The organism is Streptomyces sp. CWNU-52B (assembly GCF_047444975.1).
In the GTDB taxonomy this organism is placed as follows: Bacteria; Actinomycetota; Actinomycetes; order Streptomycetales; family Streptomycetaceae; genus Streptomyces.
Genome location: NZ_JBLFJV010000033.1, coordinates 62,030 through 77,134, shown reverse-complemented (window position 1 = coordinate 77,134; position 15,105 = coordinate 62,030). Strand labels below are relative to the sequence as shown.

The following is a 15,105-nucleotide window of genomic DNA, read 5'->3' as shown; positions in this document are numbered from 1 at the left end:
CGGGGTTTTTGTTTGGAGGTCCGCGGGGCGCCGGGTGTCGTCTGCGGGTGGGTGGGGGCTGGTCGCGCCGTTCCCCGCGCCCCTTGCGGGGCCTGGTGTGCGTAGGGCCTCTGTTCGGAGTTCTGCTGCTCTGCGGAGGGTTTTGACCGTCGGGTCCGTGGGGTCGCCCGATGTGCCCCGGGCCGCCGACAGGACGTCGTCGACCGAGGTCAGGCCGCCGAGTTCGGCGCGGAGCGAGCGGCCGAGCGCGGTCACCGCGCCCTGCGCGCGGGCGTGGCCGCGGCAGTGGAAGGCGAGTTCGCAGGCGGAGAGGCACTCGGGGGCGTACGCCGCCGGGACCGACTCCACCGCGGCCGTCAGCTCGGCGGCGGGCAGGTCGGGGGCGAAACACGTGCCCTCGGGGAGCGCGTCGGCGATGTCCTCGACACGGGTGAGCCGCTCCAGCTGGCGGCGGGTCACCGAGCGCTGCTTGCGGACGTCCACCGCCGACGCGGTGGGCAGGTTGGAGAAGTCCTTCGGGCAGACCAGCAGCACGGTCTGCCGGACCTCGGGCGCGGGGTCCAGACGGCCCGCGACCTGCTCCAGGGCCAGTACGTACACGGCGGACTGGCGGGCCGCCGCGCCGACCTTGGCGGCGTCCGCCGAACCGTCCAGCATCGGGAAGGACTTGATCTCGACGACCGTCCAGCTCCCGTCGGGGTGCACGACCACCGCGTCCGGCTCCAGGAAGGCGGGGGAGCCCGCCACCTCCAGCGCGAGCAACGGGTGGTCGAGCAGCGTCCAGGTCCCCGCCGCGGTGGCCTCGCGCAGGGCCAGGGCCGTACGCGCCGTGCGTCCCTCGGGGCCGACGGCGGTGAGGTCGGGCACGGTACCCGCGGCGGGCGGCTCGGCTGCCGCGTCCAGCTTCTCGTGCACGAGCCGCAGCAGCTCCGCGCCGCCGTCGGCCTTGACCCGTGCCTCGAAGGCATTGCCCCGCATGAACGCGAACTGTGACTGCCCGAAGGCCGAAGGCGAGCCGAGCGCGCTCGCCAGCACCGCCTTGTTCACGCCCGCCCCGTCGAGGATCGCGCGCCGCCGGCAGCCGGGGTTGGCGGCGAGGGCCGCGAGGGCGCGCGCGTCCAGCGGCTGCGGCGGGACGGACGCCCCGCGCAGCTCAGCGAGCCGCTGCCGGAGTCTCGTCCCCTGCGTCGGCGGGACTGCCTTCCGGTTCGGCTCCCGGGCCGGTGGCACCCGGGGTGGCTGGGACCTTGCGCTGTCGGGGAAGTTCACCCGGCGAAGTCTGGCACCCCGCACTGACAATTGAGGAACCTGTGCCGCGCGAGGCGGCTGTGGGGCCCCCGCTCGTGGGGCTCCCGGTTGCGGGGCCCACGGCCGCGGGGTTTCCGGCGAACCGTGCGAAGGGCTTGATCCCGTACCGCGCCCGGACCGTGTCCGCGAGCCGCAGCACCGGCCGGGTGAGCAGGAATCCGGCGCCCATCACGACGAAGCCGGCGACCGCGTCGAGGAAGTAGTGGTTGGCGGTGCCCATCACCACGATCGTGGTGATCAGCGGATAGAGGACCGCCGCGATCTTGGTGAGCCGCGTGCCGCCGTACATCCAGAGCATCACACCGCACCACAGGGCCCAGCCGCAGTGCAGGCTAGGCATCGCCGCGTACTGGTTCGTCATGCTGCCGAGTCCGCGGGGCGCGCTCGCCTCGCCGCCCCACCAGCCGTAGTCGCTGTACTGGGCCATCGTGTCGACGAATCCGTGGCTCGCCGACAGCAGCCGCGGCGGGCAGGTCGGCAGCAGGGTGAAGCCGATCAGACCCAGGAACGTGGACGTCATCAGCCAGGTCCTGGCGGCCCTGTAGCGCACCGCGCGGGACCGGAACAGCCAGATCAGGACGGCGGGCGTGACCATGTAGTGCAGCGACGCGTACCAGAAGTCCGCCGGGATGCCGAGCCAGGGCTCACGGGTGAACAGGCGGTTCAGCGGGTGTTCGGCGTTGAGGAAGAAGAACTTCTCGACCCGCAGGATCCCCAGGCCGTGGTCGACGGCGGTGGTCACGTTCCCGCGCGCGAGGAGCCGTCCCGCGGAGTAGGCCCCGTACACGAGAAGGATCAGGGGCAATTCGGTCCACCAGCGGAGGCGGGTCCGTGGTGGTGCCTCCGTGCTTGGTGACTCGGTCCGCAGCATCCGATCCCTCCCCCTCCTGCTCCCCCGCCCGCAGTGCCGCGGACCAATGTACGGTCTGTGCGCTTCCCCTGTGGGGGCGCTTCTGGTGTACCAAGACGCTGAGATCGCCCACCGGGTTGCTCCTCGCGCACGTGAGCGATGATGGAGTGATCATCCCTTGTTCTCCTGCGGCTCACCGCTATCTTCCCGGAAGGCCTCTTTCATGGCACCGCGCATCCTGCTGGCTCGGCACGGACAGACGCAATGGTCGCTGTCCGGCAAGCACACCGGCAGGACCGACGTCCCTCTCCTGGACGAGGGTAGACGGGGTGCCGCACTGCTCGGTGAGCGGCTGCGCCGCGCGCCGCTGAACGGGCTCTCCGGAGTGGAGGTCCGTACGAGCCCACTGGTACGCGCGCGTGAGACGTGCGAGCTGGCCGGTTTCGGCGACCGGGCGACCCCCTGGGACGCGCTCATGGAGTGGGACTACGGCGCGTACGAGGGCCTGACCCCCGCGGAGATCCGCGCCGACCGACCCGACTGGCTGATCTGGCGGGACGGCGTACCCCGGGGCGAGACCCTCGCCGAGGTCTCCGCGCGCGCGGACGAGGTGGTCGAATGGGTGCGTTCCGAGGAGCGTGACGTGCTGGTCTTCGCGCACGGGCACATCCTGCGTTCGATCGGCGCCCGCTGGCTCGGCCTGGACCTGGGTTTCGCGGCCCGCGTGCGCCTCAACCCCACGTCCCTCTCGGTCCTGGGCTGGGCCTACGGAGAGCCCGCGATCGAGACGTGGAACGACTGCGGCCATCTGACCGCGTAGCGCACCGAGCACCGAGTACAGCGCACCGCGTGGCGCGCTGTTCGCTGCTTTTCGGTTCCCTGTCAGGTCCGCAGGTCCGCAGGTCCGTCAGGCCGGGCGGGGGAGTGCCTCGTGCCGGTCCAGGAAGTCCGACACCTCCGACGCGCGGCGGTGCGGCAGCAGCACCCTGGCCGTGCCCGCCAGCATCGTCTGCACCCGGGACGACTGGACCTGGTCCAGCAGGTCCAGGACGCGCAGCCCGGCCACGGCGGCCTCGTCGGGGTGCCCCGCGCGGGCCAGGTCGTCGGCGAGCTCGGCGGTGTAGAGCGCGAGGTTGCGGGTGAAGTGCGGGTCCTGGAGCCTGGTCGCCCTGCGCGCCTGGTGGGCCGCGCGCTGCCAGTCGCCGAGCGTCGACCAGCACTGGGCCTCCAGACCCGCCAGTTCGGCGTCCCCGTAGAAGCTCATCCACTCCGGATCGGCGTCACAGGGGCCGCGCCCGTACAGGGCCTGCGCCCGGTTCAGCGCCTGTTCGCAGCCCGTGCGGTCGGCGAGCCCCGCCCAGCCGCCCGCCTCGCGCAGCGCGAGCAGCGACAGCAGCCGGGCCGAGCCCAGGGGCCGCGCCGCGAACTGCGCCGCCTGGGCCGCGCGGACCGCCTCGCGCGGCCGGCCCGCGTCCCGGGCCAGGAAGGACGTGTTGCAGAAGGCATGCGCCTCCAGGGCCGGGTCCTCGGCCACCCGGGCCGTCGCGAGCGCCTCGGCGTAGTGGGAGCGGGCGTCGTCGAAACGGCCCGAGTCGTGCGCCAGCCAGCCCACCGAGATGGCCAGCTCGCCGGCGCCCGTGTGCAGCCGCCGGGTGGTCGTCTGCCGCGCCGCGCCGGCGTCCAGCAGGGCGTACGCGGCCCGCAGCGGAGCCGCCGCCCTGCGGTGCAGCCCGTCGGCGCCGTGCCGGTCGTCCAGCAGCCGGATCCTGCGGACGGCGTCCTCCAGCGCGCCGGCCTCGGCCTCGCCGGCCCGGCGCACGGAACGCGGCGCGGCCTCGGCCGTGCCGCCGAAGGCGAGCCCGAAGGGGCCCAGTGAGACGGCTGCCACCGTGGCGGTACCGCCGCTCATGAATGCGCGACGTCGCACGTCGCTCTCCTCGGGGGTCTGATCGTCGATCTCATGCGTGTGCTTGTGCGTGGGCGTGGGTGTGTTCGCGTGCTTGTGCTGAGGGTCGTGCGGGGCGTGCGGATCGTGAGTGCCGTCTGTCGTTGCATACGGCTCGGACGCCTCGTCCGTCTCACGCTGGACGGACGGCGGGCGCGTGGTGTGCGGTGCGGGCGCCTCCTCGGTGGTGCGCGCCCCCCGGCCACGTACCGCCGATCGGGGGACGAACCCCAGGTCGGTCAGTGTCCGGCCGGGGAACATGTGCAGGAACACCCGTTCGTACGCGTAGTTGGGACAGCGGATCTCGCCCGCCTCGACCCGCCCGATGTAGCGCGCGTCACAGCTGACGCGCTCGTCGATCTCGCGGGCGGCCCGCCGCACCGCCGCCGCGAACTCGCCCGGCGAGCGCTGTCCGCGCAGGCGCCGGAAGGGAAGATTCGGCCTCGGTGGCCGAGGTGACTGGGACGACGAGGTCATCGGTGACGACGCCATGGCCGGGCCCTCTCTCGCGAACCGTCGAACCATGCCGGAACCGGCGCGAGTCGACCAGGTCGTCGATCGGGCCGCACCCGTGATTCCGGCGGGCATGAACGTACCCGCTGTGACGAGGTCGCCACACAGTGTTTGGCTACAAAACGGATATCTCATACCTGATCTGCCATGAACTGCCATCCTTTGCGGCCGGGTTCCGCCGTAGCCGTTGACGCCGTGAGGCGTTGAACCATGTGGTGTGCTCGATCGAGGAGGGGTTCCGTGGTGGAGGCCAGGATGGAGACCAGGCAGGGCATCGAGGTCTGTCCGCCGCCGGAGCCGTCCGGCGGTGAGTGCGGGGAAGGTTCCGAGGATCCCTGCGATCTCGTCACCGTGCCCGCCCGGCAGGGGCTGGAGGCCGTCGACATCCTGAGGCGGGGCGCTCCCACCGAGGCGGTCGGGCCCGTGCTGCACGACGACAACTGCGCCACCCTCGGGTTTCTGGTGCCGCCGGGCACGGCGTCCGCCTGGGACGTGCCGGGCAGTACGTGTACGCGGACCGAGGGGCAGGGGGTCCGGCCGGCGCCCGAGCCGCCCGTCGAGGGGTCGGACTGGCTGCTTCCGCCCGGCGAGGGGGAGGCGGAACTGTCCACGGATCCCGCGGTGCTGCGGGCGGCGCTGGGGGAGGCCGCGCGGCTGATCGCGGCCGCGGACAACTGCCGTTGAGGGCCGATGGCACAGCCCCGCGCCTCTGACGGGGCGCTTTCGCTGAGCTGGGATCTGGCGTGCGGCCCATAATGGGGAGATGGCCAGAGGCAAGAGTCGGCGTGTGGTGAGTGCGGCCGTCGTGGAGAGTGTCGACGGCGGGCTCGCCGAGCTGATGCCCGACCGGGAGCGGGCGCGGGCCTGGACGCTGCTCATCGACGGGGCCCCGCAGTCCCACGTCGACCTCGACGATCCGGCGTATCTGAGCTTCGAGTACCAACGCCGCCTCGGGCACGTCATCGACCTCGTCGCCCCGCCCGGCAGACCCGTGCAGGCCGTGCACCTCGGCGGCGGCGCCCTCACCCTCGCCCGGTACGTGGCCGCGACCCGCCCCCGCTCCACCCAGCAGGTCGTCGAACGGGACGCGGCACTCGTCCGACTGGTGCGACGCGAACTGCCGTTGGACCCGAACGCGCGGATCCGGGTGCGGTCCGTGGACGCGCGCGAGGGGCTCGCCAAGGTGCCGGACGGCTGGGCGGACCTGGTCGTCGCGGATGTGTTCAGCGGGGCGCGTACGCCCGCGCATCTGACGTCGGGCGAGTTCCTCACCGAGGTACGCAGGGTCGTCAAGGCCGGTGGGCTGTACGCCGCCAACCTCGCCGACGGCCCGCCCCTGGCGCATCTGCGCGGCCAGATCGCCACCGCCGCGGGCGTCTTCCCCGAACTCGCCCTCGTCGCCGACCCGACGGTCCTGCGCGGCAAACGCTTCGGCAACGCCGTCCTGGTCGCCTCGGACCAGCCACTGCCCGTCGCGGAACTGACCCGCCGAGCGGCCTCCGACCCGCACCCGGCAAGAGTCGAACACGGCAGGGCCCTGCGGGACTTCACCGGTGGAGCGATCCCGGTGACGGACGCCGCAGCGGTGGCGTCACCCGCACCCCCGCCATCGGTGTTCAGGTAGGGGGCCGTCCTGGCGCCCCGTGAGGGACACGGGGCTGTGACATCGTGCGGCCCAGCGAACGAGCACACACCCGAGCCGAACCCCCGTGGCGCTCAGTACTCGTTGATCTCGACCCGCGGAGCGGAGTCGTGCCACGTACAGAACACCGACACCCGGTCCGCCCCCGAGGAGAAGTCCACCCGGATCCACGTCTCGGTCTTCCACACCTGCATGGACCACCCGGACGCGGGCGTCGCGGACACCAGGGACGCCGACGACGTGCCGAGGTCGAAGACGACCCGGCCCCCCTTCGTGTCGTAGCTCTTCACCTCGCCGGAGACGCCCGCGCTCGGCGCGGGACTCGACGGCTCCGAGTGGGACGGCGACGGTGACGGCGTGACCGAGGGCGAGCGACTGGCCTTCGGCGTAGGGCTCTTCGACGGCGTGGGTTCGGAGCCGGTCTCGGACTCGGGCCCGGACGGGGGCCGGCTCGTCGCGGAGGACAGCGGCTTCGTCCCCTGCACGGTCCCGTCCGCCGTGATCGGCAGCGCCCGCGGCGGATCGTAGGCCGTCCCCGTCATGACCGTGTGGACACCCCACCACGACAGCGTGACCGCCGCGCCCGTGGCGAGCGACCAAGCCAGTACGTGTACGAGTCCTCTGCGCATCGCGGGCCATCCTGCCCCACCGGCCCCGTGCGTGTCCCCCGCGCGTACCGTCCGGGCGGTCGTGGGAGGTTGTCCACAGGCCCGGACCGGGCCCTCCCGGATGGCGTACGGTGCGGGCCATGGCAAGTGTGCTCGTGGTCGAGGACGACCAGTTCGTACGCTCCGCCCTCATCCGGCATCTGACCGAGGCCGCGCACACGGTGCGCAGTGTCGGTACGGCCCTGGAGGCGCTGCGCGAGGTCGCTCATTTCCGCTTCGACGTCGTGATCCTGGATCTCGGCCTGCCCGACCTGGACGGGTCGGAGGCGCTGAAGATGCTGCGCGGCATCACCGACGTGCCCGTGATCGTGGCGACCGCGAGGGACGACGAGACGGAGATCGTCCGGCTGTTGAACGACGGCGCGGACGACTACCTGACCAAGCCGTTCTCGGTCGAGCACCTGTCGGCCCGGATGGCGGCGGTGCTGCGCCGCGCGCGCTCCTCGGCCGGTGAGCCCCCGCCCTCACCGCAGCTCAGGGTCGGCGGCCTCGCCATCGACCCGCTGCGCCGCCAGGCCGAACTGGACGGCGTACGACTGGATCTGACCCGCCGCGAGTTCGACCTGCTGGCCTTCCTCGCCGGGCGGCCCGGGGTCGTCGTGGCGCGCAAGGAACTGCTCGCCGAGGTGTGGCAGCAGTCCTACGGGGACGACCAGACCATAGACGTCCATCTGTCGTGGCTGCGGCGGAAGCTGGGCGAGACGGCGGCCCGGCCGCGCTATCTGCACACCCTGCGCGGGGTCGGTGTGAAGCTGGAGCCGCCGCGATGAGGTGGGCGCTGGTCAAGGTCTGTGTGGCCGTCACCACGATGGTCGTCGTGGCCTTCGCGGTGCCGCTCGGCCTGGTGATCAGGGAGATGGCGAGGGACCGGGCGTTCTCGAACGCCGAGCGGGAGGCGGCGGCCATCGCCCCCGCGCTCTCGATCACCACCGACCGGGCCGAGTTGGAGCGGGTCGTCGCCTCCGCGGGCTCGGACGCGGGGATGGCCGTACACATCCCCGCGAGCTCCACCGGTGCGGGTGCGGGTGCGAAAGCGGGTGTGGATGCCGGTGCCACCGCCGGTGTCGATGCCGTCGCCGGTGCCGGTGGAGAGCAGCGGGCGGTGGACCTCGGGCGGCAGCGTGCCGCGGACAAGGACATCGCCGCGACCCGGAAGCTGGGCCGGGCCTCCACCACCGAAGTGGTCGGCGGCTCCACGCTGTTGCAGCCCGTCGCGCTCAGCTCGGGCGACATCGCGGTCGTCGAGGTGTACGTCCCCGAGGCGGAGGTCACCAACGGACTGGGCACGGCCTGGGCCGTCCTCGCCGGGGTCGGTGTCGCGCTCATCGTCGGCTCGGTCGCGGTGGCCGACCGGCTCGGGGTGCGGATGGTGCAGCCCGCGCAGCGCCTGGTGGAGAGCGCGCACGAGCTGGGGAAGGGGAAGCTGGGGGTCCGCGTGCCCGAGGAGGGCCCGACCGAACTGCGGCTCGCCGCGGTCGCCTTCAACTCCATGGCCGACCAGGTCGTCCAACTGCTGGCGAACGAGAGGGAGCTGGCGGCCGACCTCTCGCACCGGCTGCGTACGCCGTTGACGGTCCTGCGGCTGAACGCGGCCTCGCTCGGTGACGGTCCGGCCGCCGAGCAGACCCGGGCGGCGGTCGCCCAGCTGGAGCGCGAGGTCGACACGATCATCCGCACCGCCCGCGACGCCAAACCGCAGACCGCCGCGATCGGCGCCGGGGTCGGGTGCGACGCGGCCGAGGTCGTCAGGGAGCGCATGGACTTCTGGTCGGCGCTCGCCGAGGACGAGGGCCGCAAGGTGCGCGTGGCCGGGGTCGACAGGCCCGTACGGATACCCGTGGCCCGCACCGATCTCGTGGCCGCGCTCGACGCGCTGCTCGGGAACGTGTTCCGGCACACGGCCGAGGGCACCGCCTTCGCGGTCGACGTGCACAACGGCGAGGACGCGGTGATCGTCCTCGTCTCGGACGCGGGTCCGGGGATAGCCGACCCGGCGGCGGCGATGGCCCGCGGCCGGGGATCGGGCACCGACGGTTCGACCGGGCTCGGGCTGGACATCGTGAGCCGGCTCGCGGAGGCGACCGGCGGGGACGTGCGGATCGGGCGTTCCGTGCTGGGCGGCACCGAGGTCAGGATCTGGATCCAGCTCGACGGACGTGAGCCGGAGCGGCGCGGACACCGGGGGTCGGTGCGACGGCGCAGGCCCGCGCGTTCGCTGCCGACCTTTAACCGCTCCCGATCCCTTCCTTAAGCGCACCATAAGGTCGCCGAGCCCCGCCCGGATCAGGAGTTTTGCCCGAATCCGGACCGCTAGCGTGCTGTCGCACCCCCCACCTCGGTCCCATCAGGTCCACGGGAGGTCGAGGACCTGATGGGACCCGTGAGCAGCGAAGGCAGGCACGCGATGAGCACGCACCGGCGGCGTATGGCCAGTGGCAGGAACAAGGCGATAGGCGGCGTGGTCGCCGCGGCCGTGGTCGGTGGCGGAGCCCTCGTGTTCTCCGGCACGGCGCAGGCGGCGGGTGTCGGTGCCGCGTACACCATGACCAGCGACTGGTCGACGGGTTACACCGCGCAGTACGTCGTGACGAACGACAGTGCCGACGCGAAGACGGACTGGAAGCTGGAGTTCGACCTGCCGTCGGGCGCGAAGCTCAGTTCGCTGTGGAACGCCGAGTCGAAGGTGAGCGACGGGCACGTCACCGTGACACCCCCGTCCTGGGACAAGGACGGGCTCGCCAAGGGGGAGACGGTGACCGTCGGCTTCGTGGTGCGGGGCGACGGCGATCCGACCCGCTGTCTCATCGACGGAGCCAAGTGCTCGGCGGACGGCGCGGCGACACCGGAACCCACCGGCCGCCCGACCGAGCCGCCGGCCTCGACGACGCCCCCGGCGGAGGAGCCGAAGCCCACCGAGACCGAGACGGCGACCGCCACCCCCACACCCACCGCGTCGCCCTCCGAGACCACCGGCGGCGACACACCGGACGCGGCCTCCGCGGCCTTCGCGCCCTACGTCGACACCTCCCTCTACCCGGCCTTCGACCTGCTCGCCAACGCCGAGGCCACCGGGGTGAAGAACTACAACCTGGCCTTCGTCACGGACGGCGGCGGCTGCACGCCCAAGTGGGGCGGTGTGACGGACCTCGGCGGTGACGCGGTCGCCGCGCAGATCGACGAGCTGCGGGCCCAGGGAGGCGACGTCCGGGTCTCCTTCGGCGGCGCGTCCGGTTCCGAACTGGCACTGAACTGCTCGTCGGCGGACGACCTCGCGGCGGCGTACGGCAAGGCCGTGGACACGTACAAGCTGACGAAGGTCGACTTCGACGTGGAGGGCGGCGCGCTGCCGGACACGGCGGCGAACACCCGCAGGGCCACGGCGATCGCGCAGCTCCAGCGCGAACACCCCGGCCTGGACGTCTCGTTCACGCTGCCGGTGATGCCCGAGGGCCTCACCCAGGACGGGGTGAGCCTGCTGGCCGACGCGAAGGCGAACGGCGTCGACATCGGCGCGGTCAACATCATGGCGATGGACTACGGACCGGCGTACAGCGACGACATGGGTACGTACGCCGAGCAGGCCGCCACCGCGACCCAGGCGCAGATCAAGGGAGTCCTGGAACTCTCCGACTCCGCCGCCTGGCAGAAGGTCGCGGTCACCCCGATGATCGGCGTCAACGACGTGGCGACGGAGATCTTCAAGGTCGACGACGCCACGCAGCTCGTCGCCTTCGCCAAGGAGAAGGGCCTCGGCTGGCTCTCCCTGTGGTCCGCCACCCGCGACAAGGCGTGCGAGGGCGGCCCGAAGCCCACGGCGGACGCGACGTGCAGCTCGATCGACCAGGAGAAGTCGGCGTTCTCGAAGGCGTTCAACACGTTCGACTAGCCACCACGAACCACCACCCCAGGGGGCGACACGCCCCGGCCGGAAACTTCCCCCCACCCGGCCGGGGCGTCTTCGTGTTCCGGCGCCACCCGCCACCCGCCACCCGGATCAGCGCGCCCCACCCCCGACGACACCGCGCCTGACGGCGTCGAGGAGCCCGGCGAGGGCGTGCGGCGCGGCGGTGGTTGTCTCGTGCGGACGGTCGCTCTGGCGGAGATGGATCCGACCGACGGGCGTGCCTGCCGCCCACTCGACGCAGTTGCCTTCGCCGCCTCGGTGAAGGCCTGGGTGAGCAGGAAACGCAGGAATTCACCGGGGTCACGGTGATCGCCAGGCATCATTGCTCGGCGGGCAAGTAATCCAGTAGCAGTCCGCGGCACTTAGGCCGTTGCCGGGTCCTATGCGGAGATATCGCCTGACCGGCCGTGTATCCATCAAAAACCGCCTCCTCGCGCACTCCGTCTTCATTGACTGGTATTTGCGCGCGGCGATGCTCAGAAAAATCACTCCGTGTACAGCACTGGTTCGCTTTTCGGGGGCATGGTCAACTAAACTCAAGCGCGGTCATCCCGTCACTGTCGGTGAATCAGCGGGTGGCATCAAACGCGATGTGTCGCAAGGCGGAGGGGCATCCTCGTACCAGAAATATTCGGGCGATCCCGACAGTGTGGCTATATGCCGCGGTTGTTGTTGTGTATTCGCCAGGGATCAGCCATGCGCGGCCCGCCTGCGGCAGCACCGGCCGGGGCGCGCGACCGGGATTCAGTGGCCCGGCTTCACTCCGCCCCGACAGCGCTGACCACCTGGCCCTCTTGTCTGTTCTGTTCCTGCTGCGCCATCGCGTCCGTTGTGCCCCGGCCTGCTCGGTCCGGTGTCGACGGGCGCCCCGTATCGACAAGTTCCGCAATGCGAGCGCCAGCGCGCAAGAATCGAGGAGCCAGCTGTGAACATGCGTGATCGAGTGGCGGGATATTCCGCTCTTGCCGCACTCGCCTGTACTTCGCTCACCGGGTGCAGCAACTTGATGGGTGCGGCGCCCGACATCACTGTCGGGATGTCGGACGAGATCCTGTCCACCGACCCGGCTTCCGGTTACGACCCGGGTTCATGGCTGCTGTTCAACAACGTTTTTCAGACCCTGATGAGTTTCCCGAACGGAGGCACGGATCCACAGCCCGAGGCTGCGGAGAGCTGCAACTTCGAGGACGCTCAGGTAAAGGTCTACCGTTGCGTACTCAGGGAAGGCCTGGAGTTCAGCAACGGCGATCCGCTCACCTCCGAGGACGTCAAGTTCTCCTTCGACCGCATGCGCCGTATCGATGACGCGGCCGGGCCGGCCGTGATGTTCACCATGCTCGACTCCGTTGAGACACCCGACGAAAAGACCGTGGTGTTCAACCTCGAAGTCCCTGACGCCACTTTTCCCAGCAAGATAGCGTCCGGCGCCGGATCCATAGTCAACCACCGCGAGTACGAGGCCGATACCCTGCGCGAGCAGGGCCAGGCCTCGGGCTCCGGGCCGTACGAGCTCACATCGATGAGCAAGGACGAAGCCGTCTTCTCCCCGAACGAGAAGTACCGAGGCACCGCCGAGGTGAAGAACGACGGTGTCAAACTGAAACTCTTCCACTCCGACCAGGACCGACTGAGACAGAGTCTGACGGATCACAGCATCGACATCGCCTTCCGTGGCCTGCTCGCCGAGGACCTCGCCGACAACAGCCTCGGGACGGGTATAGACATCGTCGAGGGCAACAGTGCCGAGGTCCAGCATCTGGTCTTCAACATGGACGACCCGGTGGCCGGGAAGATCGGTGTCCGCAAGGCCATCAGCTACCTGCTGGACCGGGACGCCCTGATCAAGCAGGTGTACCAGGACACGGCGATTCCGCTGTATTCGCTCGTCCCGGCCGGGGTCATCGGTCATACCACGGCGTTTTTCGACGTCTATGGAGAAAAGCCTTCCCCGGGCAGCGCCGAAGCGGCGCTGCGCGCCGACGGGATCAAGGACAAGGTGGAACTGACCCTGTGGTCCACCCCGTCCCGTTACGGTCCCGCCACCGACCACGAGCTGCGTGTCATCGCCGAGCAGCTCAACAGCAGCGAACTCTTCGATGCCGAGGTCAAGTCGGTCCCCTTCGACCAATACGAGAAGGACATCGCCGCGGGCAAGTACGGTGTCTATGTGAAGGGCTGGCTGCCGGACTATCCGGACGCCGACAACTTCACGGCCCCGTTCTTCGGCGAGGGCAACGTACTGGACAACAATTTCTCGAACCCAGAGATCACCGGCACGCTCATTCCGCATTCGGCCACCGAGACGAACCGCACCAAAGCAAGTGACGACTTCGCCAGGATTCAGGACATCGTGGCCGCTCAGGTTCCTGTACTGCCGATCTGGCAGGCGAAACAGTACGCGGCCCTTCACGACGACATCGACGGGTACCAGTACTGTCTGGACGCTTCGACGGTGTTCCGGTTCTGGGAACTCAGCAAGGTCTGACTCGGCACGGCCTGACAGCGTCCGAGGCGACGCGGTCTCCGAAGCGCGGCAAGGAAGCGGGGTACGGCACGGCGCCGTACCCCGCTCGCAGCCCGGCGCCGACGAGGCACCGCGGCTTCCCTTGTTTCTCTTGCTTCTCCTGCTTTCCTTCGCGTGATGGACCTGACAGCTCCTAGTCCACCGCGTTCACCGGCGGCAGCTCCCCGTTGCGGGCCGCCTCGCGATACCAGAGGGCGCTCGACTTCGGGGTGCGCGCCTGGGTCGTGTAGTCCACGTACACCGCGCCGAAGCGCTTGTCGTAGCCGTACGCCCACTCGAAGTTGTCCATCAGGGACCAGAGGTAGTAGCCGCGTACGTCCGCGCCCTCGGTGATCGCCCGGCGGACCGCACGCAGGTGTCCGTGCAGGTACGCGATCCGCTCCGGGTCGTGCACGCGGCCCTCGGGGTCCGGCTTGTCGTCGTACGCGGCGCCGTTCTCCGTGATGTAGAGCGGCAGGCCCGGTACCTCACGGGTGTAGCGCATGATCAGGTCCTGGAGACCCGACGGGTCGATCGTCCAGCCCATCTCGGTGCGCTCGCCCGGCGTCTGGTGGAAGGCCACGTCGTCCACGCCCGGCCAGGGGGAGGCGTCGCTCGCGCCGTGGCCGTCCGCGCGCGGGCCCGACCCGTCCGCCGGCGCCGCCGACACCAGCGTCGGCGTGTAGTAGTTCAGGCCGAGCGCGTCCAACGGCTGCTTGATCAGGGCGAGATCGCCGTCCTGCACGTACGACCAGTCCGTCACCGGGGCCGTCGCCGCGAGCAGGGTCTCGGGGTACGCGCCGTGCAGCATCGGGCCGTGGAAGATGCCGCTGGCCAGGTCGTCGATGCGCCGGGCCGCCGCCACGTCGGCCGGGTCCTGGGTCAGCGGCCTGACCACCGCGGTGTTGAGGCTCACCGCGATGCTGTTGCGGGCCGGCATCGCGGCACGCAGGGCCGTGGTGGCGAGCCCGTGCGCCAGGTTGAGGTGGTGCGCCGCCCGCAGGGACGCCTCCGGGTCGGTGCGGCCGGGGGCGTGCACACCGGAGGCGTACCCCAGGAACGCGCTGCACCACGGCTCGTTGAGGGTGATCCACTGCTCGACGCGGTCGCCGAGCGCCTCGCCGACGATCTGCGCGTACTCGGCGAACCGCAGCGCGGTCTCCCGCTCCGGCCAGCCGCCCGCGTCCTCCAGCTCCTGGGGGAGGTCCCAGTGGTAGAGGGTGAGCGCCGGCTTGATGTCGTGCGAGAGCAGCTCGTCGACCAGGCGGCGGTAGAAGTCCAGGCCGCGCTGGACGGCGGGGCCGCGTCCGGTCGGCTGCACGCGGGACCAGGACACCGAGAAGCGGTACGCGTCCAGGCCCAGGTCCGCCATCATCGCCACGTCCTCGCGATAGCGGTGGTAGTGGTCGTTGGCGATGTCACCGGTCTCGCCGCCGGCGGTCTTGCCGGGCGTATGGCTGAAGGTGTCCCAGATCGAGGGCGTACGGCCGTCCTCCCGTACCGCCCCCTCGATCTGGTACGCGGAGGTCGCCGCGCCCCACAGGAATGCGGACGGGAAGGTCACGGGCGTTTCGGGCTCAGGCATGGAAGCGCTCCCATGGGAGGAAGGTCGTAGGAGACCGGGGATATGGGGTCGGAGGGGAGGGAGGGGGAGGGAGTAAGGAGGTAAAGAGGGGAGGACGGGAGGAGGGGGCGGGGCTGCGGTGGCCCGGCCGCCCCCTCGACCGGGCACGGTGGCCCGGCCCAACCCCGCCTGGCCCAACCTCGCCTGG

The 15,105-nt window shown here is 70.9% G+C and carries 13 protein-coding genes; 7 read left to right on the top strand and 6 right to left on the bottom strand.

All coding sequences use genetic code 11. The features are described from left to right. Together ACLVWQ_RS28195 and ACLVWQ_RS28190 are read right to left on the bottom strand one after the other, a co-directional pair. A partial coding sequence (locus ACLVWQ_RS28195) for a hypothetical protein (RefSeq protein WP_414112013.1) occupies nucleotides 1-1,230 on the bottom strand: 1,230 nt, incomplete at its 3' end. Further along, on the bottom strand, nucleotides 1,154-2,179 hold the full coding sequence (locus tag ACLVWQ_RS28190; protein ID WP_414112012.1) for a phosphatase PAP2 family protein: 1,026 nt from the start codon (nucleotides 2,177-2,179) through the stop codon (nucleotides 1,154-1,156). The genes ACLVWQ_RS28190 and ACLVWQ_RS28195, both read right to left, overlap by 77 nt. A gap of 202 nt (nucleotides 2,180-2,381) precedes the next feature. Here ACLVWQ_RS28190 and ACLVWQ_RS28185 point away from each other — a divergent pair, with 202 nt between their 5' ends. After that, complete coding sequence (locus tag ACLVWQ_RS28185) at nucleotides 2,382-2,978, top strand: histidine phosphatase family protein (RefSeq protein WP_414112011.1); 597 nt, start codon at nucleotides 2,382-2,384, stop codon at nucleotides 2,976-2,978. A gap of 87 nt (nucleotides 2,979-3,065) precedes the next feature. Here ACLVWQ_RS28185 and ACLVWQ_RS28180 read toward each other — a convergent pair whose 3' ends face one another. Continuing rightward, a complete protein-coding gene (locus ACLVWQ_RS28180) occupies nucleotides 3,066-4,595 on the bottom strand; it encodes a hypothetical protein (RefSeq protein ID WP_414112010.1) in 1,530 nt (509 codons plus the stop codon). Between the two features lie 276 nt (nucleotides 4,596-4,871). On the opposite strand from ACLVWQ_RS28180, the gene ACLVWQ_RS28175 reads away from it, so the two are divergent. Then, nucleotides 4,872-5,300, top strand: a complete 429-nt coding sequence (locus ACLVWQ_RS28175) for a hypothetical protein (protein ID WP_414112018.1) — start codon at nucleotides 4,872-4,874, stop codon at nucleotides 5,298-5,300. 79 nt (nucleotides 5,301-5,379) lie between these two features. Next, nucleotides 5,380-6,240, top strand: a complete 861-nt coding sequence (locus ACLVWQ_RS28170) for a spermidine synthase (RefSeq protein ID WP_414112009.1) — start codon at nucleotides 5,380-5,382, stop codon at nucleotides 6,238-6,240. A 92-nt stretch (nucleotides 6,241-6,332) separates the two neighbouring features. On the opposite strand, the gene ACLVWQ_RS28165 is transcribed toward ACLVWQ_RS28170, so the two are convergent. Further along, the gene (locus ACLVWQ_RS28165; protein WP_414112008.1) at nucleotides 6,333-6,887 is read right to left on the bottom strand and encodes a hypothetical protein; all 555 of its coding nucleotides are present in this window, start codon (nucleotides 6,885-6,887) and stop codon (nucleotides 6,333-6,335) included. 119 nt (nucleotides 6,888-7,006) lie between these two features. Between ACLVWQ_RS28165 and ACLVWQ_RS28160 the strand changes: the two genes are divergently transcribed. From ACLVWQ_RS28160 to ACLVWQ_RS28150, 3 genes are all read left to right on the top strand, one after another. After that, nucleotides 7,007-7,696, top strand: coding sequence for a response regulator transcription factor (locus ACLVWQ_RS28160; protein ID WP_414112007.1), 690 nt, complete (start codon nucleotides 7,007-7,009; stop codon nucleotides 7,694-7,696). Further along, nucleotides 7,693-9,177 carry a sensor histidine kinase gene (locus tag ACLVWQ_RS28155; protein ID WP_414112006.1) on the top strand — a complete coding sequence of 495 codons (1,485 nt, stop codon included), beginning with the start codon at nucleotides 7,693-7,695 and terminating at the stop codon, nucleotides 9,175-9,177. Before ACLVWQ_RS28160 ends, ACLVWQ_RS28155 begins: the two co-directional genes overlap by 4 nt. Nucleotides 9,178-9,330: 153 nt before the next feature. Then, nucleotides 9,331-10,812, top strand: coding sequence for a cellulose binding domain-containing protein (locus ACLVWQ_RS28150; protein ID WP_414112005.1), 1,482 nt, complete (start codon nucleotides 9,331-9,333; stop codon nucleotides 10,810-10,812). Between the two features lie 108 nt (nucleotides 10,813-10,920). On the opposite strand, the gene ACLVWQ_RS28145 is transcribed toward ACLVWQ_RS28150, so the two are convergent. Then, nucleotides 10,921-11,121, bottom strand: coding sequence for a DUF397 domain-containing protein (locus ACLVWQ_RS28145; protein ID WP_414112017.1), 201 nt, complete (start codon nucleotides 11,119-11,121; stop codon nucleotides 10,921-10,923). A 634-nt stretch (nucleotides 11,122-11,755) separates the two neighbouring features. Here ACLVWQ_RS28145 and ACLVWQ_RS28140 point away from each other — a divergent pair. Continuing rightward, nucleotides 11,756-13,315, top strand: a complete 1,560-nt coding sequence (locus ACLVWQ_RS28140) for an ABC transporter substrate-binding protein (protein WP_414112004.1) — start codon at nucleotides 11,756-11,758, stop codon at nucleotides 13,313-13,315. Nucleotides 13,316-13,487: 172 nt separating this feature from the next. On the opposite strand, the gene ACLVWQ_RS28135 is transcribed toward ACLVWQ_RS28140, so the two are convergent. Then, nucleotides 13,488-14,918, bottom strand: a complete 1,431-nt coding sequence (locus ACLVWQ_RS28135; RefSeq protein WP_414112003.1) for a GH1 family beta-glucosidase — start codon at nucleotides 14,916-14,918, stop codon at nucleotides 13,488-13,490. Nucleotides 14,919-15,105 lie beyond the last annotated feature (187 nt).

Coding starts and splice junctions, on each gene's coding strand:
- ACLVWQ_RS28190 (WP_414112012.1), bottom strand. CDS start 2,179: ATGCTGCGGACCGAGTCACCAAGCACGGAGGCACCACCACGGACCCGC.
- ACLVWQ_RS28185 (WP_414112011.1), top strand. CDS start 2,382: ATGGCACCGCGCATCCTGCTGGCTCGGCACGGACAGACGCAATGGTCG.
- ACLVWQ_RS28180 (WP_414112010.1), bottom strand. CDS start 4,595: ATGGCGTCGTCACCGATGACCTCGTCGTCCCAGTCACCTCGGCCACCG.
- ACLVWQ_RS28175 (WP_414112018.1), top strand. CDS start 4,872: ATGGAGACCAGGCAGGGCATCGAGGTCTGTCCGCCGCCGGAGCCGTCC.
- ACLVWQ_RS28170 (WP_414112009.1), top strand. CDS start 5,380: ATGGCCAGAGGCAAGAGTCGGCGTGTGGTGAGTGCGGCCGTCGTGGAG.
- ACLVWQ_RS28165 (WP_414112008.1), bottom strand. CDS start 6,887: ATGCGCAGAGGACTCGTACACGTACTGGCTTGGTCGCTCGCCACGGGC.
- ACLVWQ_RS28160 (WP_414112007.1), top strand. CDS start 7,007: ATGGCAAGTGTGCTCGTGGTCGAGGACGACCAGTTCGTACGCTCCGCC.
- ACLVWQ_RS28155 (WP_414112006.1), top strand. CDS start 7,693: ATGAGGTGGGCGCTGGTCAAGGTCTGTGTGGCCGTCACCACGATGGTC.
- ACLVWQ_RS28150 (WP_414112005.1), top strand. CDS start 9,331: ATGAGCACGCACCGGCGGCGTATGGCCAGTGGCAGGAACAAGGCGATA.
- ACLVWQ_RS28135 (WP_414112003.1), bottom strand. CDS start 14,918: ATGCCTGAGCCCGAAACGCCCGTGACCTTCCCGTCCGCATTCCTGTGG.